The 24810-nt window shown below is 73.5% G+C and carries 21 protein-coding genes; 9 read left to right on the top strand and 12 right to left on the bottom strand.

Annotated elements, in window-relative coordinates:
• The first annotated feature begins 5 nt into the window (after positions 1 to 5).
• The 5 genes from IW245_RS19945 to IW245_RS19925 all read left to right on the top strand — a co-directional run bounded on the left by IW245_RS19945 (position 6) and on the right by IW245_RS19925 (position 5351).
• A complete protein-coding gene (locus tag IW245_RS19945) occupies positions 6 to 2123 on the top strand; it encodes a magnesium chelatase subunit D family protein (RefSeq protein ID WP_197004689.1) in 2118 nt (705 codons plus the stop codon).
• 166 nt (positions 2124 to 2289) lie between these two features.
• Complete coding sequence (gene cobO, locus IW245_RS19940) at positions 2290 to 2889, top strand: cob(I)yrinic acid a,c-diamide adenosyltransferase (RefSeq protein ID WP_197004688.1); 600 nt, start codon at positions 2290 to 2292, stop codon at positions 2887 to 2889.
• Positions 2883 to 4250, top strand: a complete 1368-nt coding sequence (locus tag IW245_RS19935) for a cobyrinic acid a,c-diamide synthase CobB (protein WP_233473026.1) — start codon at positions 2883 to 2885, stop codon at positions 4248 to 4250. Before cobO ends, IW245_RS19935 begins: the two co-directional genes overlap by 7 nt.
• A gap of 39 nt (positions 4251 to 4289) precedes the next feature.
• Positions 4290 to 4679 (top strand): cobalamin biosynthesis protein, encoded by a 390-nt coding sequence (locus IW245_RS19930; RefSeq protein ID WP_197004687.1) that lies wholly within the window; start codon positions 4290 to 4292, stop codon positions 4677 to 4679.
• A 75-nt stretch (positions 4680 to 4754) separates the two neighbouring features.
• Positions 4755 to 5351 carry a precorrin-8X methylmutase gene (locus tag IW245_RS19925; protein WP_197004686.1) on the top strand — a complete coding sequence of 199 codons (597 nt, stop codon included), beginning with the start codon at positions 4755 to 4757 and terminating at the stop codon, positions 5349 to 5351.
• A 205-nt stretch (positions 5352 to 5556) separates the two neighbouring features.
• On the opposite strand, the gene IW245_RS19920 is transcribed toward IW245_RS19925, so the two are convergent.
• The 5 genes from IW245_RS19920 to IW245_RS19900 all read right to left on the bottom strand — a co-directional run bounded on the left by IW245_RS19920 (position 5557) and on the right by IW245_RS19900 (position 10967).
• Positions 5557 to 6729 (bottom strand): L,D-transpeptidase, encoded by a 1173-nt coding sequence (locus IW245_RS19920; protein ID WP_197004685.1) that lies wholly within the window; start codon positions 6727 to 6729, stop codon positions 5557 to 5559.
• A gap of 6 nt (positions 6730 to 6735) precedes the next feature.
• Positions 6736 to 7173, bottom strand: coding sequence for a hypothetical protein (locus IW245_RS19915; protein ID WP_197004684.1), 438 nt, complete (start codon positions 7171 to 7173; stop codon positions 6736 to 6738).
• 122 nt (positions 7174 to 7295) lie between these two features.
• Positions 7296 to 7985, bottom strand: coding sequence for an MIP/aquaporin family protein (locus IW245_RS19910; protein ID WP_197004683.1), 690 nt, complete (start codon positions 7983 to 7985; stop codon positions 7296 to 7298).
• Positions 7986 to 8161: 176 nt separating this feature from the next.
• Positions 8162 to 8581: a cupredoxin domain-containing protein gene (locus IW245_RS19905; RefSeq protein ID WP_197004682.1), complete on the bottom strand. Its 420-nt coding sequence runs from the start codon at positions 8579 to 8581 to the stop codon at positions 8162 to 8164.
• Positions 8574 to 10967 carry a Dyp-type peroxidase gene (locus IW245_RS19900; RefSeq protein ID WP_197004681.1) on the bottom strand — a complete coding sequence of 798 codons (2394 nt, stop codon included), beginning with the start codon at positions 10965 to 10967 and terminating at the stop codon, positions 8574 to 8576. Before IW245_RS19900 ends, IW245_RS19905 begins: the two co-directional genes overlap by 8 nt.
• Before the next feature lie 97 nt (positions 10968 to 11064).
• Between IW245_RS19900 and IW245_RS19895 the strand changes: the two genes are divergently transcribed.
• Positions 11065 to 12966, top strand: coding sequence for a beta-propeller domain-containing protein (locus IW245_RS19895; protein WP_197004680.1), 1902 nt, complete (start codon positions 11065 to 11067; stop codon positions 12964 to 12966).
• 135 nt (positions 12967 to 13101) lie between these two features.
• Here the strand turns inward: IW245_RS19895 and IW245_RS19890 are convergent, their stop codons facing one another.
• The 3 genes from IW245_RS19890 to IW245_RS19880 all read right to left on the bottom strand — a co-directional run bounded on the left by IW245_RS19890 (position 13102) and on the right by IW245_RS19880 (position 15437).
• Entirely contained in the window at positions 13102 to 13944 is an 843-nt protein-coding gene (locus tag IW245_RS19890) for a TatD family hydrolase (RefSeq protein ID WP_197004679.1), read from the bottom strand.
• Between the two features lie 81 nt (positions 13945 to 14025).
• Positions 14026 to 14598: a class IV adenylate cyclase gene (locus tag IW245_RS19885; RefSeq protein ID WP_197004678.1), complete on the bottom strand. Its 573-nt coding sequence runs from the start codon at positions 14596 to 14598 to the stop codon at positions 14026 to 14028.
• A gap of 20 nt (positions 14599 to 14618) precedes the next feature.
• Entirely contained in the window at positions 14619 to 15437 is an 819-nt protein-coding gene (locus tag IW245_RS19880; protein ID WP_197004677.1) for a hypothetical protein, read from the bottom strand.
• A gap of 678 nt (positions 15438 to 16115) precedes the next feature.
• On the opposite strand from IW245_RS19880, the gene IW245_RS19875 reads away from it, so the two are divergent.
• Both IW245_RS19875 and IW245_RS19870 read left to right on the top strand, forming a co-directional pair.
• Positions 16116 to 16295, top strand: a complete 180-nt coding sequence (locus IW245_RS19875) for a hypothetical protein (protein ID WP_197004676.1) — start codon at positions 16116 to 16118, stop codon at positions 16293 to 16295.
• Between the two features lie 89 nt (positions 16296 to 16384).
• On the top strand, positions 16385 to 16756 hold the full coding sequence (locus IW245_RS19870) for an Mth938-like domain-containing protein (RefSeq protein WP_197004675.1): 372 nt from the start codon (positions 16385 to 16387) through the stop codon (positions 16754 to 16756).
• Between the two features lies 1 nt (position 16757).
• Here IW245_RS19870 and IW245_RS41715 read toward each other — a convergent pair whose 3' ends face one another.
• Positions 16758 to 16880 (bottom strand): hypothetical protein, encoded by a 123-nt coding sequence (locus IW245_RS41715; protein WP_267920065.1) that lies wholly within the window; start codon positions 16878 to 16880, stop codon positions 16758 to 16760.
• Entirely contained in the window at positions 16874 to 19858 is a 2985-nt protein-coding gene (locus IW245_RS19865; protein WP_197004674.1) for an AfsR/SARP family transcriptional regulator, read from the bottom strand. The genes IW245_RS41715 and IW245_RS19865 overlap by 7 nt, the downstream gene beginning before the upstream one ends.
• Before the next feature lie 74 nt (positions 19859 to 19932).
• Between IW245_RS19865 and IW245_RS19860 the strand changes: the two genes are divergently transcribed.
• The gene (locus IW245_RS19860) at positions 19933 to 23070 is read left to right on the top strand and encodes an ATP-binding protein (protein WP_197004673.1); all 3138 of its coding nucleotides are present in this window, start codon (positions 19933 to 19935) and stop codon (positions 23068 to 23070) included.
• Here the strand turns inward: IW245_RS19860 and IW245_RS19855 are convergent.
• Positions 23054 to 23845, bottom strand: coding sequence for an ABC transporter permease (locus tag IW245_RS19855; protein ID WP_197004672.1), 792 nt, complete (start codon positions 23843 to 23845; stop codon positions 23054 to 23056). The genes IW245_RS19860 and IW245_RS19855 overlap by 17 nt on opposite strands.
• The gene (locus IW245_RS19850) at positions 23842 to 24792 is read right to left on the bottom strand and encodes an ATP-binding cassette domain-containing protein (protein WP_197004671.1); all 951 of its coding nucleotides are present in this window, start codon (positions 24790 to 24792) and stop codon (positions 23842 to 23844) included. The genes IW245_RS19855 and IW245_RS19850 overlap by 4 nt, the downstream gene beginning before the upstream one ends.
• Positions 24793 to 24810: the final 18 nt, after the last annotated feature.

Here is a 24810-nt window from a genome sequence, read left to right as displayed (position 1 = left end):
CCGCTATGTCGCAGCTATTCGCGGGCGTGGACACCCGCGGAGAGGACTCACCCGTGGTGCCGTTCCCGTTCTCTGCCGTCGTCGGTATGCCCGACCTGCGGCTCGCCCTGCTCCTCAACGCCGTGTCGCCGGCGATCGGCGGGGTGCTGGTCCGGGGCGAGAAGGGCACGGCCAAGTCGACCATGGTCCGGGCGCTGGCCCGGCTGCTGCCGACCCTCGACGTGCTCGACGGGTGCCGGTTCTCGTGCGCGCCCGGCGCCGAGTATCCGAACTGCCCCGACGGGCCGCACGACGCGGTGACCGTCCGCAAGGACGCCCGGCTCGTGGAGCTGCCCGTCGGCGCGACCGAGGACCGCCTGCTCGGCTCGATCGACCTGGAGAAGGCCCTCGGCGCCGGCACCGTCTCCTACACCCCCGGCCTGCTGGCCGCCGCCCACCGGGGCGCGCTGTACGTCGACGAGGTCAACCTGCTGCCCGACCACCTCGTCGACGCGCTGCTCGACGCGGCGGCGATGGGCGAGGCGCACGTCGAACGCGACGGGGTCTCCCTGCGGCACGCCGCCCGGTTCCTGCTGGTCGGCACCATGAACCCGGAGGAGGGCGAGCTGCGGCCCCAGCTCCTCGACCGGTTCGGCCTGACCGTGGAGGTCCGCGCGCCCCGGGTCGCCACCGAACGGGTCGAGGTGGTCCGCCGCCGGCTGGCGTACGAGGCGGCCCCCGAGGCGTTCGCCCTGTCCTGGGCCGGCGCGGACTCCGCCCTCGCCGAGCGGATCGCCACCGCCCGCACCCACCTCGCCAAGGTCGAGCTGCCCGACGCCGAACTGCTCAGGATCGCCCAGGTCTGCGCGGCGTTCGACGTCGACGGGCTGCGCGCCGACCTGGTGGTCGCCCGGACCGCCATCGCCCTGGCCGCCTGGGAGGGCAGGGTCGAGGTCACCGCCGCCGACGTGGAGGTGGCCGCCCGGCTGGCGTTGCCGCACCGGCGGCGGCGCGACCCGTTCGACGCGCCGGGCCTGGACGAGGACACGTTGCAGGACGCGCTCCAGGACCCGCCGGCTCCCGAACGGCCGGAGGACGACCCGGACGGGAACGGCCCGGACGACGACCCCGACAACCGGCCGGACGACGACCCCGACGGCCGTGGTCCCGACGACGGGCCGGGCGACGGACCGCAGGACGGCGGCCCCGACGGCGGCGGCGCGCCAGAGTCCGACCAGGACCGGTCCGCGACCCCACCCCGACCGCACGCCCCGGACCCCGACCGCACCCCGCCCGGCGACCCCGCGGCGCCCCCGAGGGCACCGCGGTCCGAGGCCGACGGCGACGGCACCGGCCGGTCCGGCGAGGACAGGCACGGCAAGGGCAAGCCCTTCCGCGCCCGGCTGCTCACCGTCCCCGGCACCGGACAGGGCGCTGCCGGTCGCAGGTCGCCGGCGTTCACCCGCAGCGGCCGGGTCGTCGGCGCCCGGCAGCCCGACCCGTCGTTGACCGGGGTGCACCTGGTGGCCACGGTCCGTGCGGCGGCCCAGCGCGGCTCGGCGACCCTGCAACGCCAGGACCTGCGGGCCCCGGTCCGCAAGGGCCGCGAGGCCAACCTGGTGCTGTTCGTGGTCGACGCGTCCGGCTCGATGGCCGCGCGCCGCCGGCTGGGCGCGGTCACCGACGCCGTGCTGTCCCTGCTGATGGACGCCTACCAGCGCCGGGACAAGGTCGGCATGATCACGTTCCGGGGGAGCGAGGCGCAGCTGGTGCTGCCGCCCACGTCCAGCGTGGAGGTGGCCGCGGCCCGACTGCGCGATCTGGGTACCGGTGGCCGGACCCCCCTCGACGCCGGCCTGCGCCGCGCGGAGGACACCCTGCGCATCGAACGGCTGAAGGACCCGTCCCGCCGGCCGCTGCTCGTCATCGTCACCGACGGCCGGACGACCTCCGGACCGACCCCGGCGGCGACGGCCGCCCGGCTGGCCGCCGCCGGGGTGGCCAGCGTCGTGGTGGACTGCGAGTCGGGGCATGTCCGGCTCGGGCTCGCCGGGCAGTTGGCGGCCCAGCTGGGCGGGGAACACGTGCCCCTGGCCGACGTGTCCGTGCAGAGCCTGCGCACCGTCGCCGGCCGCGCGGCCTGAACCGGCCCGACCGCGGGGCCTACCGGAGGCCAGGGCGGCCTGGCAGGGTCGAGCACCGGACACCGACGCCCCGCTGACCCCGGTGGTCTCCGGCGGGGAACGACCGTGGGAAACCGGAACAGGTGTCGCCGTAACCGTCGTCTGATTGTGATCGTGAGGAGTGAACATGCCGCAGGGCAAGCCCGAGCAGGTACCCGATGACGGCCTCACCACCCGCCAACGCCGCGCCCAACCCGTCCTGGCCGTGCACACCGGCCTCGGCAAGGGCAAGTCGACGGCGGCGTTCGGCATGGCGCTGCGCGCCTGGAGCGCCGGCCTGCGGATCGGGGTGTTCCAGTTCGTGAAGAGCCCGAAGTGGAAGGTCGGCGAGGAGGCCGCGATGCGCGCCCTCGGCGACTCCGGCAAGGGCGGCACCGTCGACTGGTTCAAGATGGGCGAGGGCTGGTCGTGGCTGGCCCGGCCGGGCACCGAACGCGACCACGCGGTCGAGGCCGTCGAGGGCTGGGCGCAGATCAAGCGGGACCTGGCCGCCGGGACCTACGATTTCTACGTGCTCGACGAGTTCACCTACGTGATGCACTGGGGCTGGGTCCCGGTCGAGGAGGTCGTCGAGACCCTCGGGGCCCGCGACGGCGCGCACGTGGTGATCACCGGCCGGTACGCGAAGGACGAGCTCATCGAGGCCGCCGACCTGGTCACGGACATGGGCAAGGTCAAGCACCCGATGGACGCCGGCCGCAAGGGGCAGAAGGGCATCGAGTGGTAGCCGACCGGGGCCCCGCCGCACCGGGCGGCGCGGTGTCCCTCGCCGTGCCCCGGGTCGTGATCGCGGCCCCCGCCTCCGGGCACGGCAAGACCACCGTGGCCACCGGCCTGCTCGCCGCGCTGACGGCCGCCGGGCACCGGGCCGCCGGCTTCAAGGCCGGCCCCGACTACATCGACCCCGGCTACCACTCCCTGGCGTGCGGCCGGCCCGGGCGCAACCTGGACCCGGTGCTCGTCGGCGAGGAGCTGATCGCGCCCCTGTTCGCGCACGGGGCCGCCGGCTCCGAGGTCGCGATCGTCGAGGGCGTGATGGGCCTGTACGACGGGGCCGTCGGCCGGGGCGACTTCAGCTCCACGGCGCACGTCGCGCACCTGCTCGACGCGCCGGTGGTGATGGTCGTGGACACGTCCTCGCAGGGCCGGTCGGTGGCGGCGGTGCTGCACGGCTTCCGGTCGTTCCCCGGCGCGCCCCGGATCAGCGGCGTCATCCTGAACCGGGTCGGCTCCGACCGGCACGAGCAGCTGCTCCGCGACGCGTGCGAGGAGGTCGGCACCCCGGTGCTCGGCGTCCTGCGCCGGCATGCCGTGATCTCCGCGCCGTCCCGGCACCTGGGGCTGGTGCCGGCCGTGGAGCGCTCGGCGGCGGCCAGGGAGTCCGTGGCGGCCCTCGCGGTGCTGATGGCCGACCTGGTCGAACCGGTGCTTTCCGTCGCGCGTACGGCTCCGCCGCTGGTCACGACGCCCTGGTCCGCTCCGGTACTGGAGCGCGCGTCCCGGCCGGTGATCGCCGTGGCCGGCGGGCCGGCGTTCTCGTTCGGCTACGCCGAGACCACCGAACTGCTCACCGCCGCCGGGGCCGACGTGGTCACCTTCGACCCGCTGCGGGACTCCGCGCTGCCCGCGGGCACCCGGGGCCTGGTCGTCGGCGGCGGCTTCCCCGAGGTGTACGCGGGCGAACTGTCCGCCAACACCTCCCTGCGCGCCGAGGTCGCAGCCCTGGCCGGCACCGGGGCCCCGGTCGCAGCCGAGTGCGCCGGACTGCTCTGGCTGGCACGGTCCCTCGACGGCGCGCCGATGTGCGGGGTCCTCGACGCCGAGGCGAAGATGACCGAGACCCTGACATTGGGGTACCGCGACGCGGTCGCCGCGTCCGACAGCTGGCTCGCGCCGGCCGGCACCCGCCAGTCGGGGCACGAGTTCCACCGCACCGCGGTCACGCCCGGGGCCGGTCCGTCGCCGGCCTGGGTGAGCGCGCACGGCCGGGAGGGGTTCGTGTCCGGCGGAGTGCACGCCTCCTATCTGCATCTGCACTGGGCGGCCCGGCCGGAGATCGCGGCCAGGATGGTGGCGGCGTGCGGGTAGCGCGCGGGGTGGTGGCGGCGCGCGGGGCCGTGGTGGCGCGTGGGTAGCGCGTGGGGTGGCGGCGGGCGGCTGGTCGTCGGGGTCGGGGCCCGGGCCGGGGTGACCGCCGAGGAGCTGACGGCGGCTGTCGCGGAGGTTTTGGCCGCCATCGGTGCGGGTATGGACAGTGTGGAACGCCTGGTGACGGTGGCCGCGAAGGTCACCGAGCCGGGCATTCTCGCCGTGGCGGACGCTGCCGGCTGGCCGATCGTGGGCTACCCGGCCGCCGACCTGGCCGCGGTCTCTCCGCCCCACCCGTCAGCGGTGGTGCACGCGGCCGTCGGGACGCCGAGCGTCGCTGAGGCCGCAGTGTTGCTGACCGGGGCCACCCTCGTGGTTCCCAAGAGTTCATCCGGGCGAATCACCCTGGCTGTAGGGGTTTTGTCCTAGTTCCCTCAATACGCCAAGTGACGATAAGGTCACAGTTCCTATCATGTGGTCGGATCGGATGACTACAGTGGACCGGTGAGAACTCCGCACCCGATCGAAGTCGAGTCCTACCGGATCCTGCGGGCCACCTGTGACACCCATGGCCTCCCACCCCACAGTCGTGACGTCGTCGAGCGGATGGTGCACACCAGCGCCGACGAGAGCTGGTGTGCCGACCTGATCCTCGACGAGAGTGCCCTGGCGGCCGGAGCCGCCGCCCTGGACGGAGGCGCGCCCCTCGTGGTCGACGCCGAAACCGTGTCCGCCGGCATCGCGGCGTACCCGTCGCTGTGCCTGATGGAGAGCGAGGCCGCCTACGACATCTCCGTCCGGACCGGCATCACCCTGCCGGCCGCCGGCTTCCAACTCGCGGCCTCCCGGGTCGCCGACGGCGCGGTCTGGGTCGCGGGCAGCTCGCCCACCGCGCTGTGGGAGCTGCTCCGGCTCGCCGAGGGCGGGGTGCTCCGCCCGGCCCTGGTGATCGGCCTGCCCGCCGGTTTCGTCGGGGCGGCCGAGGCCAAGGCTGCGCTGCGCCGCAGTGGTCTGCCGGCGATCTCCAACGTGAGCGCCAAGGGGGGTGCGGTGGTCGCGGCAGCGGCCGTCAACGCGCTGCTCTACGGCGACATCTACTGAACCGCGATATCCACTGACCCGCGCCGCCGGGGTCGCGGCGATGTTCGAAGATTCCAGCTGTCCGGGCCGTCCCGCCCGAGGTTCCGGACAGCGCGACGCCCCTCCGAGGTGATCCTCGGAGGGGCGTTCTCGCGCGACGGCCCGGATCAACGCGCGGACCGGCACCGGGTCGGTGCGCCGGCGGCCGGGCCGCGGTCGGCCCGGGTCAGTTCGCCGGTGGCGGCAGGGCCGAGCCCTTGAGGTAGTCGGTCCACGAGAGGTCCCAGGCGGTCCAGCCGTTGCCCGGCTGCAGTGCCTGCTCGGTGTTCTTGACCACGATCGGGTCGCCGACCTTGGTGAAGTCGAACGTCCACTTCGCGTTGTCGGCGGAGACGTTCACGCAGCCGTGCGACACGTTGTTGTGGCCCTGGTCGGCCACCGACCACGGCGCGGAGTGGATGAACTGGCCGTCCCACGTCATCCGCTGGGCCCACTCGATGTCGGCCTTGTAGCCGTCGGGGGAGGTGGCCGGGACGCCGTACGTGCCGGAGTCGAAGACCGTCTTCGCCAGCTTCTCCATGACGACCATCGTGCCGTGGAACGAAGGCTTGCTCGGCTTGCCCAGACTGACCGGCATGCTCTTGACCTCGACGCCGTTGAGGGTGGCGACCATCAGCTTGGTGTTGTTGTCCACCACCAGCTCGCGCTTGTCGTGGTCGATGGTGAACTCGCTCGTCACGTCGTACTGGCCGTACTTGTCGCCGCCGAGCGGGAGGCCGCCCAGCGCGTAGCGGACGTCGACCTTGGTGTCGGGCTGCCAGTAGTCCTTCGGCCGGTACTCCACGTGGCTGCCACTGAACCAGTGCCACGCGCCGACCTGCGCCGGGGTGCTCGTCACGAACAGCCGCTTCTCGACAGCCGCGCGCTGCTCCTTGGGCACCTCGTAGTCCTTGAACTCCATCACGATCGGCATGGCCTGGCCGTAGACGGTGTTGTCCGTCACGTACACATGCACGTTGACCCGGTTCGGCGGGCTGGACATCGTCGTGAACGTGCTCGCCGACTCCCCGACCTTTACCGTGTACTGCGTGTCGTAGCCGAGCGGCTCGGCCGGCACCCAGGAGCTGCCGTCGGCGCGTGGTGCGCCCTTGACCTCGCCCTTCGGCCCGCTGACCTTGACGTCTGCGGCCTTTCCGCCGCTCTTCACCTCGATCTCCGCCGAGACCGGCACGTTGACGTCCTTGTCGGCGGGCGTCACCTGCGCCGCCGAGGCCTTGTTCGGGCCGGACGAACCGGAGCCCTGCGGATTCTTGTCGGACTTGCCCGAGCCGCAACCGGTCAGGGCAAGGGCCATCGCGGCCGTCGCGGCCACGCCCACCATCAGTCGTCTACGCGCCATGTTGTCTTAGGCTACCCGCTCCTCAGCCACCCCGACCGGTCGACGTGATCTTGGAACGCGCGGTGGCTGGGTGACCAGGACGCCGAGGCTGAGGACAAATACGACGAACAACGCACCGAACCACCACCAGCTGATCAGCAGCCCGCCGACGACCATCAGCAGCCAGTGCAGCGGCATCGAGGCGATCAGCAGCACCCGGCCGGGGCGGGCCAGCGCCGGCCGGAATGTGCTGACCAGCAGGAACGCCGCGATGGCCAGCAGGAACGCCCCGAGTAGGCACAGCGCGGCGCCCAGGACGAACACGGTCTCGGAGGTGGGCCGGCCGCCCATGCTGATCGAGTACTCCCGGGTGGAGCTGCGCAGGGCGAACAGGAGGCCGCAGAAAGCCACCGCCTCGGCGAGAATGCCGAGCGCGGCGGCGGTGGAGAGGAGGCGTCGCAGCATGCCCAGAAGCTACTCGCCGGTAGGCATCGTTTCAAGAGCCTCGATGTATTGTGCGGATTTCCGTGTTCTGCCCGGACGCGGGGATCGGGCCGTCCGAGGGCGGCCCGATCGCGGGGGTGGTGTCAGTCGGAGGCCTTGGCCTCGGCCGTGGCCTTCAGGACGGTGTCGACGACGAGGACGCCGACCAGGATGCCGACCACGGGGCCGACGAGGTAGACCCACATGTCCGACCAGTCGCTCTTGCCGCCCGAGAGGGCGAGGGTGACCTGCGGGGCGACGCTGCGGGCCAGGTTGGCCGACGCCCCGGTGAAGCCGCCGAGGGCGAGGATGCCGGTGCCGTACGCGAGGCCGACGCCCAGGGCGCCCAGTCCGCCGGAGAGGCGGCCCTGGACGTGGAAGGCGTAGTACGCCGCGCCGAGCAGGAAGCCGGCGAGAGCCTCGGCGAGCAGGCCCTCCCACACGTTCGTGCCGGCGCTGAGCGAGGTGGCCCCGAGGCCGGCGCCCTTGGTGCCGACGGCGGCCCAGATCAGCAGGCTGCCGGCGATCCCTCCGACGAGCTGGGCGACGACGTAACCGGGGACGTCGCGCCACGCGAACCGGTTGCGGGCGGCCATCACGAGGGTGATCGCCGGGTTGAGGTGCGCGCCGGACACGCCGCCGACGAGCCAGACGGCCAGGGTGAGGGCCAGGGTGTAGGCGACGGCCTGGCCGTACGCGCCGGACGCGGCGGACGCCGCCGCGGTCGCGCCGAAGAAGACGAGGGTGAAGGTGCCGAGCGCCTCACTGAGGAGACGTTGCAGGCTGGTGCTCATGACCCACCTCCGAGAGTGGTGGTGCAACTACTCTGGGTCAATAGAGTGCCACTGTGGAACGTGTGTGCGGAGCCGCCCGAACAGGCGGATGCGCCGATCGGCCAGCATCGATCGGCGGACGGCGACCGGCTGCGCCGAACGGTCGGCGGGCGGCGGGGCGGTGCGCCGAACGGTCGTCAGCGCACGTCGAGCGTGCCGCGCATCCCCACGCTGCCGTGGTACGCGCACGGGTACGGGTAACTGCCCGGCCGGTCCACAGTGACCCGCAGCGTCCGGGTCTCCCCGCCGTTGATGTTGTCCAGCTTGTCGGCGCCCACCCCGAACGTGTGCGGCGAGCCGCCCGTGTTGCGGATCGTGAACTCGATCGTGCCGACCTTCGCCCGTACCTCCGACGGCTCGAACCGCAGCTTGTCGGTCACCGTGATGGTCACCCGCTGCACGCCGTCCGCGCCGAGGATCGCGTCCGTGGCCGTCTCGGTCGTGGCCACGGCGCTGGGCCTCGGGATGCCGGCGCCGTTCGGGCCGCCCTCCGGTCCCCAGACGGCGCAGCCGCCCAGCAGGGGCAGCGCGAGCAGCAGGGCGAGGAGTTTACGCATCGAGGAGCCCCTGTCCCAGGTAGCCGGTGGCGTCGACGCCGGCGGGCATCGCGAACAGCGCGCTGGTCTCGTGCCGGATGAAGGCGTTGAGCGCATCAGCGTCGACCAGCCGGCGCTGCACCGGGATGAACCCCCGGCGCGGGTCGGCCTGCCAGGCCAGGAACAACAGTCCACTGTCCCCGGGGCCGTCGGCGTAGCTGAAACCCCGGCGGACCATCGCCGCCCCGTTGTTGAACGCCGGCGTCGCGAGCCGCACGTGCGCGTCGGGGCGGATCACCAGACCGCCGCCCGGCTCCTGCGCGCCGAAGTCCGCCGGCGTGGTCTCGGTGCCGCCGGTGGTCGGCGCGCCGCTGTCCTTGCGCCGGCCGATCACCTGGGCCTGCCGGTCGACGGTGGTCGCGTCCCAGTCGTCGAGGAGCATCCGGATCCGGCGGAACACCAGGTACGAGCCGCCTCTCAGCCAGGCGGGGCCGTCGGTCACGAAGACCTGCTCCGCCGGTTTCGGGTTGCCCGTGCCGTCCAGGAAGCCCATCAGGTTGCGCTGGGTCGCGCCGTCGTCGGCCGCCGACCCCTTCGCGGCCCCGAAGCCGGACATGCCCCACCGGGGCCGGGCGACCCCGGCCGCGAGCCGGGTCAGCGTCCGGACCGCCTCCTGCACCACGAGGGGATCCTCGGCGGCGATCACCACGCCCAGGTCGCCGTCGCCACGCGCCGGGTCGAGGCGCTCGCCAGCGAACGCCGGCAGCGGGGCGAGCGCCTCCGGCCGGGTCAGGCCCAGTTTGTCGAAGAACGTCGGCCCGAAGCCGACCGTGACGGTCAGGGACGCCGGGCCGAGTCCCGCGCTGATCAGGTTGTCCACGACGGCGCGCCGGCCGGAGGTGAGGGCGCGGGCCGCGTCGGTCCAGCGGCGCAGGAGTTCGCGCGCCGCCGGGGTGCCCGCGCCGTCGACCAGGTCGAACGCGCCGATCCACCCCTGGGCCTGACGCCGTGCCGGGCTGAGGATGCCGGCCTGGTGCGGACCGTGGAAGGCGACCTTCTCCTGACCGGTACGAGTGGGGGGTGCCACGGGTTCGGTCGGTCTGTCCGGAGCGCTCGCGTAGCCGAGGGCCGCGCCGGCGACACCGCCGAGGCCGGCGGCACCGGCGATCTCGACGAAACGGCGACGGGGCACGTCGGAGCTGGCCACGGGCGCGGGGTCCTCCGCACCGGGGCCATCCGGAGTGCCCGACCCGGCCGGGTCGTCCGGGGTCACCGGCTCGGCCGGGTCGCCTGGGGTGGGCGGCGCTGGCGCGCCGCCCACCCCAGGCCCCACATCCCCAGGCACGGCGGCCTCCCCGGCCTCCCCGCCCCCGTCCGAGCCGACCCCCGCAACCGCCTTCTGACTCCGCACCACGAACGGCAGCGCCACGAGCAACCCGAACCCCAGAGCCACCGTCACCGCCAGCGTGCCCCGGTTCAGCGCCGCCGACCACGCGAACGGAGCCGACGACCGCCAGAACACCGGCGCGTCCGACATCCCGCTGGTCAGCGCGATCATCGCCGCGCCGCCGGCGGCGAGCCACGCCCCGACCACGTACCCCTTGCGCAGCGCCAGCAACGCCAGCACCAGCACGAACCAGCACGTGATCTGCAACAGGTCCCCGCCGACGAACGCCCCGATCCGGTCCAGCACCGACCCGGGCGTCACGAGCGCGATCCCGGCGGCGTGCACCACGTCCGCCGCGATCATCGCCACGGTCGCGGCGATCAGCGCCCGGTACGGCCGGCGGAGCGCCCCGATCGCCCCGACCGCGAGGATCCCCAGCCCGACGGCGGCGAACCAGCCCCACGGCTGCGGGCCGGGCCGCCACTCCAGGGTGCCGGTGGCGGTCAGCGGCCGGCCGTCCTGGACGAGGGTGATGCTCCACGCCGTGATCCGGTGCGCCTCGGTCGGGGCGGCGGCCACGGCCGGCGGCAGGGTGTTGAGCATCCAGTGGATCCGGTGGTCGTGCCAGCGGTACACCGGCTCGTCGGCGACCTTGTGCCAGTCGGGCTGGTTCTTCGGCGACACCCCGGGCGGCACCGTGACCTGGGCGTAGCGGCTCTGGTTGAGGTAGGCGGCGGGGGACTGGCGGTTCTCGTACACCCCGTCGGGGCCGACCCGCAGGTAGGGCTCGTCGGCGTATCCCCGGACCGTGACCTCGGTGGGTCCGGTGTTGCGCAGTTCGAGCCGGCTGCCGTTCTCGATCACGGCGAGCCGCACGCCCGGCGCGGCCGGGGACAACGCGGACAACGTGGTGTGGAAGTTCGTCGCACCGACCCCGCCGACGGTGTGCGCGCTGGCCGGGCTCGCCGGCAGGACGACGAGCGCGGCGAAGGCGGCGATCAGGAGCGCTAGCCGGCGCATGGTGCCTCCAGACGTGTCGGAGCGGCCATTCTTCCACCGGTACCTGGGAAGCCGCGCGCGCAGGGAACGCCCCAGGGGGCGGCGGCGTCCAACCGGCATGAGACGCAAGCGTTGGGGCGGCATCGGCCTGGTACTCGCCACGGGACTCTCCCTGGTCGGGTGCACGCCGGACGAGAAGGCGCCCGTGTTCCAGGACCCCGGGGTGACGACAGGCAGCCTGCGCCTCGTCGCGTACGACTCCTGCCAGGCCGCGATGGACAGCCTGCGCGCGGCGGCGAAGAGCGCCGTCGGCCCGTACGGGTTCGGTGGCTACGGCCCGATGTTCGCCAAGGGTGGCGACGCGCGGGCCGCCGAGGCCGCGCCCGGTGCGGCGGGAGTGCCGGCGGCCCCGAAGCAGGGCGAGGACTATTCCGGGACGAACACCAACGAAAAAGACGTCGATGAGCCGGACCTGGTCAAGACGGACGGCAAGCGGATCGTCACCGTCGCCGGCGGCAGCCTGCGCGTGGTCGACGTCGCGAGCCGGAAGGTCACCGGCGAACTCAAGCTCGAGGACTACGGCGCCGACGAGCTGCTGCTGTCAGGTGACCGCGTCCTTGTGCTTTCTCACGGCGGTTGGTCCCAACCGTTGGCGAAGGCGGCGGTGCCCGACCAGCAGTCCCTCGGCTCCACGATCACGCTGGTGGACCTGTCCGGCGCGCCCAGGGTCGCCGGCACCCTCTCCGTCGACGGCTCCTATCTGGACGCCCGGCAGGTCGGCAGCACGGTCCGGGTCGTGGTCCGTTCCGCGCCCCGGGTCGTCTTCTCCTACGACCAGCGGAACCTGACCCCGGACCAGCGGGTCGAGGCCAACCGCACGCTCATCGACCGGTCGGGCCCCGACGAGTGGCTGCCCCGGTACCGGCTCGACGTCGACGGCGCGACCAGCACCGGGCGGGTCGACTGCGCCCAGGTCAGCAGGCCCGAGGTGTACTCCGGGGCCAGCATGCTCACGGTCTACAGCCTCGACCTCGCGGCCCGGACCCTCGGCTCCGGCGACCCGACGACCGTCGTCGCCGATGGGGACACCGTCTACGGCACCGGTTCCAGCCTGTACATCGCCAACGACGACCGGTGGCGGGTGTGGTTCTGGGCCGGGCGGGACGGTGTCGGGCGGACCCCGCCGCGCGACCGGACCCAGATCTTCCAGTTCGACACGTCCAAGCCGGGCCGGCCGGTGTACGTGGCCTCCGGCGAGGTCCCCGGTTGGCTGCTCAACCAGTACTCGCTGTCGGAGTTCGACGGGCGGCTGCGGGTGGCCACCACCTCCGACCAGCGGATCTGGGGCGGCACCGAGCGGGGCGCCTCGCACAGCGGGGTGTACGTGCTCCGCCGCAAGGGCGCCGACCTCGCCGAGGTCGGGAAGGTCGACGGCCTGGGCAGGGGCGAGCGGATCTACGCCGTCCGGTTCGTCGGGCCCACCGGGTACGTGGTGACGTTCCGCCAGGTCGACCCGCTGTACGTGCTCGACCTGCGCCGGCCGGAGGAGCCGAAGGTCACGGGCGAACTCACGATCAGCGGGTACTCGGCGTACCTGCACCCGGCCGGCGACGGCCGCCTGATCGGGGTCGGCCAGGAGGCCAGCGAGCAGGGCCGGGTGCAGGGCACCCAGGTGTCGCTGTTCGACGTGAAGGATCCGGCGAAGCCCTGGCGGCTGGCCCAGTACGTGCTCGCCGGGGCCTACTCCGAGGCGGAGTTCGACCCGCACGCGTTCCTGTACTGGCCGAAGACCGGCCTGCTCGTGATCCCGGTGTACGCGAGGTCCGGCCCCGGCGGGGTGGCCCTGGCACTGAAGGTCGCCGGCTCCTCGGTGACGGAACTGGGCCGGGTCACCCTCGACTCCGGGCAGATCCGCCGGTCGCTGGTGATCGGCGAGACCTTGTGGACGGTCTCCGAGGCGGGCCTGAAGGCCAGCGACCTGTCGACCATGGCCCCCCAGGCGTGGGTGCCCTTCGCGTGAGGCGCGGGTGGGCGTCGTCGCCGCGAGGGGGACGACGACGCCCGCCCCGGACCGTCGGACCCGCACCCGTGGAGCTGGCGACGACGAGCATGACGGTGACGCTCGTGGTCGGGTCGGACGCGCACCCGTGCGGAGCTATCCCCGCCGGATCGAGTTGCCCGCGTGCCGGTCCGGCACCTCGGCCACCTCCAGCCGCAGCCGCCCCGACCGCCCGTAGCACCGCACCGGGTTGTCCCACAGCACCCCCTCGACCTCGGCGGGGGAGTGCCCGGCGGCCAGCAGCGCCCCGGCGGCGACCCGGGTCAGCAGCGGGTCCGTCCGGCCCCAGTCGGCCGCCGAGCCGACCAGGACCCGCTCCGGCCCGTACTCGGCGACCAGCCCCACGAGTCGGGCGGGGCTCAGCTTCGCCTCGGGGTACACCGTGAAGCCGAGCCAGCAGCCGGCGTCGGCGGCCAGCGGGGCGGTCTCCTCGTCCAGCTGGTCGAGCACCACCCACTCCGGGTCGATGCCCGACTCGCGCACCACGTCGATGCTGCGCCGCACGCCGAGCGCCTTGTCCCGGTGCGGGGTGTGCACGAGCACCGGCAGACGGTGCGCTGCGGCGAGTTCCACCTGCCGGGCGAACGCGACGTCCTCGGCCGGGGTCATGGCGTCGTAGCCGACCTCGCCCACGGCCAGCACCCGGTCGCGGCCGAGGAACCGGGGCAGCTCGTCGAGGACCTCGGCGCAGCCGGGCTCGTTGGCCTCGCGCGGGTTGAGGCCCAGCGCGCAGTGGTGCGCGATCCCGTACTGCGCGGCCCGGAACGGCTCCCAGCCCAGCAGCGCCTCGAAGTAGTCCACCTGGGAGCCGGCCGACGTGCGGGGCTGCCCGGCCCACGACGCGGGCTCCAGCACGGCGCGCACCCCGGCGGCGTGCAGGTCCTCGTAGTCGTCGGTGGTGCGGGCCGAGGCGTGCAGATGCGGGTCGAAAATGCGCATCACCCAGCCTAGAAAGTCGACCATCCGACACGCCCAGTTGTGTCGGGGTGACGACACGTAACCATCGGGGCCTGGCGGGGGCTACGCTCCGAGGCCGGCCCGCCTAGCGGTCACCATGTCGATGTAGAACTCCTCAGTGACGTCCACGGGGCTGACGCCGAGGTCAGCTAGCACCTGGTCCACGACAGTCGAGGCCGCTGGGATCTCCTCGGCGGTCTCCACGATCGATTCGACCTCGACGAAGGTCGGCTCCAGTTCGGGTACCCGGACGACGGTGGCGACGACGGCGCGGCCGGCCACCGTGAACCGGAAGTTCTGGCAGCGTTTCTGGTAGGCGATCGTGTGCCCCAGCCCCAGACCGGTGAGGATGGTGTCCATCATCTCCGGATCCGACACCTCGGTCTCGAACTCCGGGGTACTGGCACCGTCGAGCATCGCCCCCTTGTACGTCAGCACTGCCGTCCTGCTCCCGTCGGACACCTCCACGACCCGCAACCGCAGCTCCCGACGGCCATCGCGTTCCAGCGCACGGTCGTCCCAGTCGTAGTAGACGTCCCGGTAGGTGCTGGACACGCCGACCGCCAGCGCGCGGAGTTGGTCGACGACGTGCTGCTCGTCGCGCACGACCGCCTTGCGTTCGACCTCGATGGGCATGAGAGGGCTCCTCCACACAGTCATAGGACGCGGGCACAGCGACGTGTCATCTCCTCGAACATACGAGAAAACGCGGCGTGCAGCGCGCCCCTGGGTGTTGCGCTGACTCGATACAGCACGGACTCGTGCCCCTCCCATCGCGTATCGAAGCTCGACAGGTACAGCGTGTCGTCCAGTCGAATCATGCGCCAGATGGGAAGGGTGTCGTACAGGTGCACCTGCACGCTGAGACCGGGCTGGTGGGCGAATTCGCGCAGGCGGGCGAGTGAGTGCCGGATGCCGCTCGTGAATGCTTCGCCGGACTCACCCACCTCCTCCGCGCGCCGGGTGGCGGCGGGGCATTCCGGGTCGAGCAACAGAACCCGCATGGTGGCCGCACGGTTGAACGCGGAACGCAACAGCGAACCGTTGAACGCGAGCAACCCGAGTCCGCGCACGGCGAGCACGTCAATGGAAGCGGCGGTCTGCGTTCGGAGTTGTATCTCCTCGGCCGCTGCGGCCTGGTTGTCGAACACCTGGGGAACCTCAATGGCGGCGAGAATTGTCCCGTTCCCGCGAGGCGCCAGACCGAGCAACAGCCTGGCCTCGTTGGGCATGTTCAGGCCGTCGGCGATCCGTTCATACACCTCAAGTGCGGTGACTTTACGGGTACCGCCGATGATCTCGCTGATTCGCCCCTGAAGGAGCCCTGTGGCGTTGGACAGTTGGTGCTGGCTCACGCCCCCGAACTGTTGGGCGAACCTGAGTAGGCCGCCAACATCGCGCGCACGAAGCAGTCGGCGTGTCTCCTCGCGTCGCCAGGCCGACTCGGGAATGCGGATCGGATCGAACGGTGGCATAAGCACCTCTTCTTCTCACCGTGAGATCGCTGGTGAGATTACCCTGAAGGGATCGAAAGCGCACGCCCTGTGACAGCAGGGTGGTGTTATGAGCAGAATCAGCGACGCGGAACTAGCCGCGTGGGAGCGAGCGAGCGTGAGGCTCACTCGGACGATCCAACAGCACCTTCCAGCGAATGGTGTCTGCCCGGTGTGCGAACCCCTCGACGATGAGCACTGTCCGACCTTCGTCGAGGCGCGCAGTGCCCTGCGTCGACTGTGCGGGGGCGAGTGATGGCCACCAGAGGCAGGGTGGAGCCGCCAGTGGTCGCGAGCCGGGATGAAGCGGAGCGCCTCCTGGTCGAGCATATGGAGAACGTGATCGGAGCATGCGGCAGGTGCTTCGCGGACACCGGTCAGGTCGTGCCTGCCCCGTGTCCGATCCGTCGAGCCGCGTGGCACCACCTCGACACTCTCGGGCTCACGCCATGACCGTCTACCTGAGCGTCGCCCACACCGACCACCGGCCGCCGACCCGGTGTCGCTTCCACGGACAGTTGCTCGCGGTGCTCTCGGACACCGAGGCACTGGACGCCCTTCGACTCGCCGGCGGCCGGTACGGCAGGCTCACCGCCGTCCGGTGTGAACCGTGCCGGGGGTGGCATATCACCCCACGTACCAGGCACGAGGGGTGACGCCATGCGCACACCCCGGTGCGTTGAGCCGTCCTGCTACGAGGGCGCGCGTGAGCGGACCCGGTTCGGCACGTGGCAGGTGGTCGGGCTGACCGCCGCTCAGCGGGCGCGGGTGGCCGTGGTCCGCTGCGCCACGTTCTCCGACTCGTTCCACCTGCACCCGCGTCCCGGGTGGCGAACATAGGTGCGTGGCGTTGATGTCCGGCGGAGGTCGCCGACGCGTGCCGGATCAGGGACCTCCGTACCCGATGATGATCTGTCAGACTCGCGGGCATGGCCGCAGCGCAGTCCCCGCACGTTCTCACGATCTCCTGGGGTGTGATCGAGGTCGAGGGCCTGGGCACCCTCAAGGACGCCAAGCTCCACCCGGGCGGTGGCCGGGCGTGGGACTGGGCGGAGACCGGCACCCGGCACTCCCCGGGCGTCCAGCCGGCCGAGGTCGAGGAGCTGGTGCGGCACGGTGCCACGGTCGTGGTGCTGTCCCGGGGGATGGACCTGCGGCTGGGAGTGCCGGCGGAGACCGTGGCCTGGCTGGAGGAGCGGGGCGTGGTCGTGCACGTACTGGAGACCCGCGAGGCGGTCCGGGTCTACAACGAACTCGCCGGGAGCACCCCGGTCGGCGCGCTGCTGCACTCCACCTGCTGAGCTACTTCTTGCCGAAGATGCTCTTGATCGCGAGGAACATGATCACCGCGCCCAGGGCGAGGCCGACGAGTTTGACCGCCGGGATGTCGTCCCAGGCGCGGTCCGCGAGCAGGCTGGCTAGCATCCCGGCATCGTAGCCGCAATCGCCGCCACCGGGCGGATCACGTCCAGGAGCTGCCGGGACGCGACCAGTCCTTCGTGGTACCCGCTCCGTTCGTGCACCGCGACGGCCTCGGTCGCCCGTGCCGCGGCCGGGCCCGGCTCCCCGGCCGCCCGGTGCGCGCGGGCGCAGGCCGTCAGCGCCCGGCCCTCCAGGACCGCGTAGCCGTGCCGGCGGGCCACATCCAGGGCCCGCTCGGCGTGTGCCAGGGACTCCTCGGACGCCGCGTGCCCCAGGGAGTCCTCGCACGCCGCGAGCCCCAGGAGCGCCTCGGCCTGGCCGTAGGGGTGACCGACGTCCACGGCGACCGTCAGCGCCGACCGGTACGCCTCCCCGGCCCGCCCCGGATCGCCCAGCCCCCGGTGCGCGTCCCCGATCACGACGAGCGCGTTGACCTCGAACGCCGACCCGGACTGCGCCACGATCGACGGCAGGGCGCCGGCAGCCCAGTCGAGGGCCGCGGCGTACTCGCCCCGGTCGCACAGCAGTCGCCCGAACACGGTGTGGGTGTGACCGGCGCCGTAGACCGTGCCGGACACGTCGACCTCGAACAGCGCCCGGTTGAGCAGCGCCGCCGCCTCGTCCGGCCGGCCGAGGCACCGGACCGTGTCGGCCAGGTTGGTGAACACGATCGCCGCGCTGCCCCGCTCCCCGTCGGTCGGGTCGGCCAGCAGCACGTTGTCGGCGAGCCGGACGGCCTCCCGCAGGTGCCGGTCCGCCCCGCGGAGGTCGCCCAGGTCGTAGAGCAGGTCGCCGAGGTTGTTCGTGATCGTGGCCGTGCCCTGCGTCCAGCCGGCGGCGACGGCCGCGTCGAGGGCCGTGCGGTAGTGCTCCAGGGCCCGGCGCGGGTCCTCGACGGAGTGCGCGCCGGCGATGCTGAGGTGCATCGCGGCCTGGGCCAGCCGCTCTCCCCCGGCGACGGCGGCGTCGAGCGCCGCCTGGGAGGCCGCCAGCCACTCCACGACGTGTCGGCGGTGGTAGAAGTAGCCGCGCAGCGCGTCGGTGATCAGCCACGCGTACTCCCGGGGGCCGTGCGCCGCCGTGTGCCGGACCGCGGCCACCAGGTTGGCCCGCTCGGACTCCAACCAGGACAGCGCCTCGGGGACCTCCGGAACCGGGGCGTGGACCGGACCGTTCGGCAGCCGGGTGGAGCTGGGGTAGAGCCGTCGCGCGGCGGCGTCGGCGGTGCGCAGGTACCAGTCGTACAGCCGCCGGGCCGCGGCCCCGCGCTCGGGATCGTCGGCGACCCGCTCCTCGGCGTACCGGCGCAGCAGGTCGTGCAGCGCGTACCGCCCCGGGCCGGACTCCTCCACGAGGTGCGCCGCCGTGAGCTGGCGCAGCAGCCGGCCCGGGTCGCGACCGGCCAGGGCGTGCGCGGCCCCGACGGTCAGGTCCGGGCCGGGCACCAGGCCGAGGAACCGGAACAGCCGGGCGGCCTCCGGCTCCAGCGCCGCGTACGACAGGTCGAAGGCCGCGCGCACCGAGGCCTGCGGGTCGTCGTCCACCTCCAGCTCGCCGAGCAGGTCCCCGGCGCGCATCCGGGCCACGTGCGCGGCGATGCCGGGCCGGTCCAGGAGGTGCGCCGCCGTGATCCGCAGGGCCAGCGGCAGCCGGCCGCACAGCGCGATCAGTTCGGCGGCCGCGGCCGGCTCGGCGGCGACCCGGCCAGCGCCCAGGGTGGTCCGGAGGAACTCCACGGCCTCGGCGGCCGACAGCACCGGCAGCTCCAGGTTCACCGCCCCGTCGCGGACCACCAGGCCCGTGAGCGCGTTGCGGCTGGTCACCAGGACCATGCAGTGCGGACTCGACGGCAGCAGCGGCCGGACCTGGTCGGGGTGGTGGGCGTTGTCGAGCAGGATCAGCACCCGGCGGTCGGCGAGCAGGCTGCGGTACATGCCGGCGGCCTCCTCCTGGTGAGACGGGATCCGCTCGGCCGGCACCCCGAGGGCGCGCAGCAGCCGGGCCAGCGCCTCCATCGGCGGGACCGGGGCGCTCGTGGAGTACCCGTGCAGGTTGAGGTGCAGTTGGCCGTCGGGGAACCGGTCGCGGATCCGGTGCGCCCAGTGCACGGCGAGGGTCGTCTTCCCGATCCCGCCGGTCCCCGTCACCGTGCTGATCACGACGGCCCCGCCCCGGGGCAGCAGCGCGTCGAGCCGGTCGAGTTCGCTCTCCCGACCGGTGAAGTCCGCGAGGTCCGGGGGCAGCTGGGCCGGGGTGCGCAGCGGGTCGCCGGGCGGCCGGTCGTCGCGGAGCACCCGCAGATGGGCGGCGGTCAGGGCCGGGCCGGGGTCCAGGCCGGTCGCCTCGGCGAGGCGCTCGCTGGCCGCCTCGTACACCCCGAGGGCACCGGTCCGGTCCCCGGCCCGGTGCACGGCCGTGATCAGCAGGGCCGCGAACGTCTCCCGCAGCGGGTACGCCGCGACCAGCTCCGCGAGCTCCGGCAGGACCTCCCCGTGCCGGCCGGCGGCGAGTTCCGCGGTCAGCCGTAGCTCCGTGGCCGTGAGGTACAGGTCGTCGAGGCCGGCGGCCACCCGCTCCCGGATCCGGTCGGTGGCGTCGGCGCCCAGGGCGGGGCCGCGCCACAGCGCGAACGCCTCCCGCAGCGGCGTCAGGGGCTCCTCGGCGGTCCGGGCAGCGGCCACCAGGGCCCGGAACCGGTGCACGTCGACCTGGTCGGGGTCGGCGTGCAGCACGTACCGGCCGCGCTCGGTGCGCAACTCGGCGCTCGTGCCGGCCAGGGCGCCCCGCAGCCGGGACACGTGCACCCGCACCGCTGACCGGGTGAGCCCGTCGCCGAGAAGGTCGATCAGGTCCTCGGTGGAGACCGGGGTGTTGAGCCGCAGCAGGAGCACCCCGAGGATCCGCCGTTCCCGCCGGCGGCCGAGCGCGACCGGTTCGCCGTCGACCACGGCCAGCACGCCGCCGAGTACCCGGAACTCCATGGCGCGAGGGTAGCTCGGGGGCGCCGGCCCGGTCGCGGGGACGACCCCGGGACCGACGGGGCAGAATCGTGCACGTGAGCATCGCGATTCTGGGGCCCCTCGAGGTCGAGGGCGGGACGGTGCGGGGCGCGCGGCTGCGGACCCTGCTCGTCCTGCTCGCCCTCGAACCCGGCCGGGTCGTCACCGCCGGCCGGCTCGCCGACGCGCTCTGGGGTTCCGAGCCGCCCGCCGAGGTGACCAACGCCCTGCAGGCCCTGGTCTCCCGGCTCCGGCGCGCGGTCCCCACCCTGGACATCCGCTCGCATCCGGCCGGCTACCAGCTCCGGATCGCCCCGGACGCCGTCGACGCGCGCCGGTTCGAGGCGCTCGCCGCCGCCGGCCGGGCGGTGCTGGACACCGACCCCGCCGGCGCGCTGGCCCTGCTGCGCGAGGCCCTCGGCCTGTGGCGCGGTCCGGCGCTCGCCGACGTGGCTGACGCCGACTTCGCCCTGGCCCCGGTCGCCCGGCTCGCCGAGCTGCGGCTCGCCGCCGTCGAGGACCGGGTCGCCGCCGAGCTGCGCACGGAGGTCGGGCCCGGGACGGTCGCGGAGCTGGAGGGGCTGGTCGTCGAGCATCCGGTGCGCGAGTCCCTCACCGTCGCCCTGATCCGGGTACTCGTGGCCGTCGGCCGGCCCGGCGCGGCCCTCGCCGCGTTCGAGCGGACCCGGGCGGCGCTGGCCGACCGGCTCGGCGCCGACCCGTCGCCGGCCCTCGCAGGGGCGCACCTGGCGGTCCTGCGCGCCGAACCGGCCCCGGCCCCGGCGGTGACCCTCCTGACGAACCTGCGCGCCGGCCTGACCAGTTTCGTCGGCCGCGACGCCGACCTCGACCGGGTGGGCGGCCTGCTGGCCGACGCGCGGCTGGTCACCCTGACCGGGCCGGGCGGGGCCGGCAAGACCCGGCTGGCCGGCGAGGCGGCCGCCCGCCAGCTCGGCCGGTCCCCGGGCGGGGTGTGGATGGTGGAACTCGCCCCGGTCACCGACGAGACCGAGGTGCCCCAGACGATCCTCGCCGCCCTCGGCCTGCGCGAACAGGCACTCCACCAGCGGCGACGGACCAGCCCGGACCCGGCGGACCTCGTCGGCCGGCTCGTCGAGGGCCTGACGGGCAAGGACATGCTCCTCGTCCTCGACAACTGCGAGCACGTGATCGACACGGTCGCCGCCGTCACCGACCGGCTGCTCGGCGAGTGTCCCCGGCTGCGGGTCCTGGCCACCAGCCGCGAACCGCTGGGCATCACGGGCGAGACGCTGTGGCCGGTGGAGTCCCTGGACCTGCCGCCGGACGCCGACGCGGACCCGGGGCGCTACGCCGCCGTCCGGCTCTTCGCCGACCGGGCCGCAGCAGCCCGCCCCGACTTCGCGCTGGACCCGGGCACCGCGCCGGCCGTGGTCCGGATCTGCCGGGCCCTGGACGGCATGCCGCTGGCGATCGAGCTGGCCGCGGCCCGACTGCGGTCGATGAGCGTCGAGCAGGTCGCCGGCCGGCTCGGAGACCGGTTCCGGCTGCTCACGGCCGGCAGCCGCACGGCGCTGCCCCGGCACCAGACCCTGCGCGCCGTGGTCGACTGGAGCTGGGAACTCCTCGCCGACGACGAGCGCGACCTGTGGCGGTCGATGGCGGTCTTCGCCGGCGGCGCGACCCTGGAGGCCGTCGAGGGGGTGTGCGGCGGACCGGGGGCGGCCGACCTGGTCGGGGCCCTGGTGGACAAGTCGATCCTCGTCCCGGTCGACGGCACCCGGTACCGGATGCTGGAGACCATCCGCGAGTACGGCCTCGACCGGCTCGCCGACCACGGCGACGCCGACCGGTTCCGCCGGGCGCACGCGACGTACTTCCTGGCACTGGCCGAGGAGGCCGAGTCGGCGATGCGCGGCCGGGACCAGGTGTTCTGGCTGGCCCGGCTGTCCGAGGAGCACGACAACCTGCACGGCGCGCTGCGCTGGTCGATCGCGGCCGGCGACGCGGACATCGCCGTCCGGATGGTGGCGGCCCTGGGCTGGTACTGGGGCCTGCGCGGCCACCGGGTCGAGGGCAGCGCCCTGGCCCTGGACGCCCTGGCCCTGCCCGGCGGCCCGCCAGCGTCCCGGGCCCTGGCGCACATCCTGGGCGCGCTGAACGTCGCCGAGGGCACCCATGACGCCGAGCTGGCCCTGAGCTGGCTGAACATCGCCGCGGACATGGTCGCCGTCGACAGTTCGCTGCGGGCGACGCACCCGCTGCTGCGGATCGTCGGCCCGGTCCGATCCCTGTTCGCGGAAAGGGACGGCGGCACCGGCATGGCGGACCTGCGGGAGGTGTTCGAGGACCCGGATCCGTGGCTGGCGGCGGCGGCCCGGGTGGCGCACGCGTTCGTGTCGTTCAACCTGGGGCTCGACCACGAGACCGCCCAGGCCGACAGTCTGGCGTCGCTGGACACGTTCCGCCGGCTCGGCGACCGGTGGGGCGCGTCGCTGGCCCTGTCGGCGGTGGCCGAGCACCTGACCCGCAACGGGGACTACCGGGCCGCCGCCGAGGCGTACGCGGAGTCGGCGCAGCTCACCGGGGAGCTGGGCGCGTTCGAGGACCTGCCGCAGTTCCAGACCCGGCAGTCCGAGCAGTGGTGGTTGGCGGGCGAGCCGGACCTGGCGTGGCGGACCCTGGCCGACGCCCGCCGCGCCGCCGAACGGGCCGGCCTGGTGGAGGGCGCGGTCGCCGTCGAGTTGTCCCACGGCCTGCTCGCCAAGTGGGAGGGCCGGCTGGACGAGTCCCGCGCGGCACTCGAACGCTGCGAGGCGCTGATCTTCTCGCCCAGGGTGTCCGGCCAGATCCAGGCGCTGGTGCTCGCCGCCCTGGCCAGCCTGGACATCGCGGTCGGCGACCTGCCCGCGGCGGAGTCCCGGCTCCGCCTGGCGTACTCGACGGCGATGGCGTCGCGGGACACCCCGGTGGTGGCCACGGTCCTGGTCACCCTGGCCGAGCTCGCGGTGGCGGTCGGCGACCCGGCGCGGGCGGCGTTGCTGCTGGGCGTGGCCGACCAGAATCTCGGCATCCGTGGGCCGGTCGGACCGGACGCGGTGGCCGTGGCGGAGGCCGCGCGGGCCGTGCTGGGCGAGCGGTTCGCCGAGCACTACCAGCGCGGCCGGGACCGCAGTACCCATCAGATCCTGACCGAGGTCACGTCCGCCGCTTGAAGGCCCGCACGGCCAGGGTCGCGAACACCGCGGTCAGGCCGGCGGCCCACAGCAGGGCGTAGACGATCGGCCGGGCCTCGGCGCCGGTGACCCACAGGCCGCGCAGTGCGTCGGCGATGATGCTCACCGGGTTGACCTTCGCCCAGGCCTGCAACCAGCCGGGCATCTTCGAAACCGGGACAAACACGTTCCCAGTGAAGGTGATCGGGAACAGCACCGTGAATCCGAAGATCTGCACCTTCTCCGGGTTGGCGGCGAGCATGCCGATCAGCACCGAGATCCAGGACACGGCCAGCGCGAACACCAGCAGGAGCAGGAAGCCGCCGAGCACGCTGAGCGGGTCGGTGCCGATCCGGAAGCCGAGCACCCAGCCGCCGCCGAGCAGGAGCGCCACGGCCCAGGACTGCTTGACGACGTCGGCGATGATCCGGCCGGCCAGGGGCGCCGTGCGGGCGATCGGCAGGGACCGGAGCCGGTCGAAGACGCCCTTCTCCAGGTCGGTGCTGAGCCCGACGCCGGTGTTCATCGTGGCGAACAGGGCGTTCTGCACGATGATGCCGGGCAGGGCGAAGGTCAGGTAGTCCCCGGTGCTGCCCATGATCGCGTTGCCGAACACGTACGTGAACAGCAGCAGGAACATGATCGGCTGGATGCTGAAGTCCAGCAGCTCCGCCGGGTTGTGCTTGATCTGCACCAGGGTGCGCCAGGCCAGCGTCAGGGTGTGCCGGAGCCCGGCGGCCGGGCTGACCCGGGGGGTGAGGGTCAGGGTGGTCATACCAGGGTCCTTTCGGAGTCGGTGCGGTGTCCGGTCAGGGACAGGAAGACCTCGTCGAGGCTGGACCCGCGCAGGGCCAGCTCGCTGACGAGCACGCCGGCGTCCTCCAGCCGGCGGACGACGAGCGGCATCGCGGCCGGGTCGGTGACCGGCGCGGTGACCAGCCCGCTGACGACCTGCGGGGCCGTGGTGGCCACCCCGCTCATCAGGGACAGCACCAGCGGGATCTGCGCGGCGTCGGCGGGCCGGACCTCCAGGGTCTGGCCGCCGGTGCGGGCCTTGAGGTCGGCGGGCGTGCCCTCGGCGATCACCCGGCCGTGGTCGACGACGGCGACGACGTCGGCGAGCAGGTCGGCCTCTTCCAGGTACTGCGTCGTGAGCAGCACCGTCGTCCCGTCCGCCACGAGGAGCCGGATGATGTCCCACATCTCGTTGCGGCTGCGCGGGTCGAGGCCCGTGGTCGGCTCGTCCAGGTAGAGCACCCGGGGCCGGCCGACCAGGCTCGCGGCGAGGTCGAGCCGGCGGCGCATCCCGCCCGAGTACGTCTTGGCGGCCCGGCCGCCGGCCTCGTCGAGCCGGAAGTCGGCGAGCAGCCGCTGGGCGCGCCCCTTGGCGTCGGCCCGGGACAGGCCGAGCAGCCGGCCGATCAGCACGAGGTTCTCGACCCCGGTCAGGGTCTCGTCCACCGACGCGTACTGCCCGGTGAGCCCGATCAGCTGCCGGACCTGGTGCGCCTGGGTCGTCACGTCGTACCCGCACACGGTGGCGTGTCCCGCGTCGGGGCGCAGCAGGGTGGCGAGCACCCGCACGGTGGTGGTCTTGCCGGCCCCGTTGGGGCCCAGGAGGCCGAGCACGGTGCCGGTCCGCACGGACAGGTCCACCCCCGCCAGGGCTGTGGTCTCCCCGTACCTCTTGACCAGCCCCTCGGCCTGAATCGCGTATGTCATGTCCAGCACTGTGCACCC

This window comes from Longispora fulva (genome assembly GCF_015751905.1).
GTDB lineage: Bacteria > Actinomycetota > Actinomycetes > Mycobacteriales > Micromonosporaceae > Longispora > Longispora fulva.
Note: the sequence above shows the minus strand (reverse complement) of the source record. Positions and strands in the feature narration are given on the sequence as shown.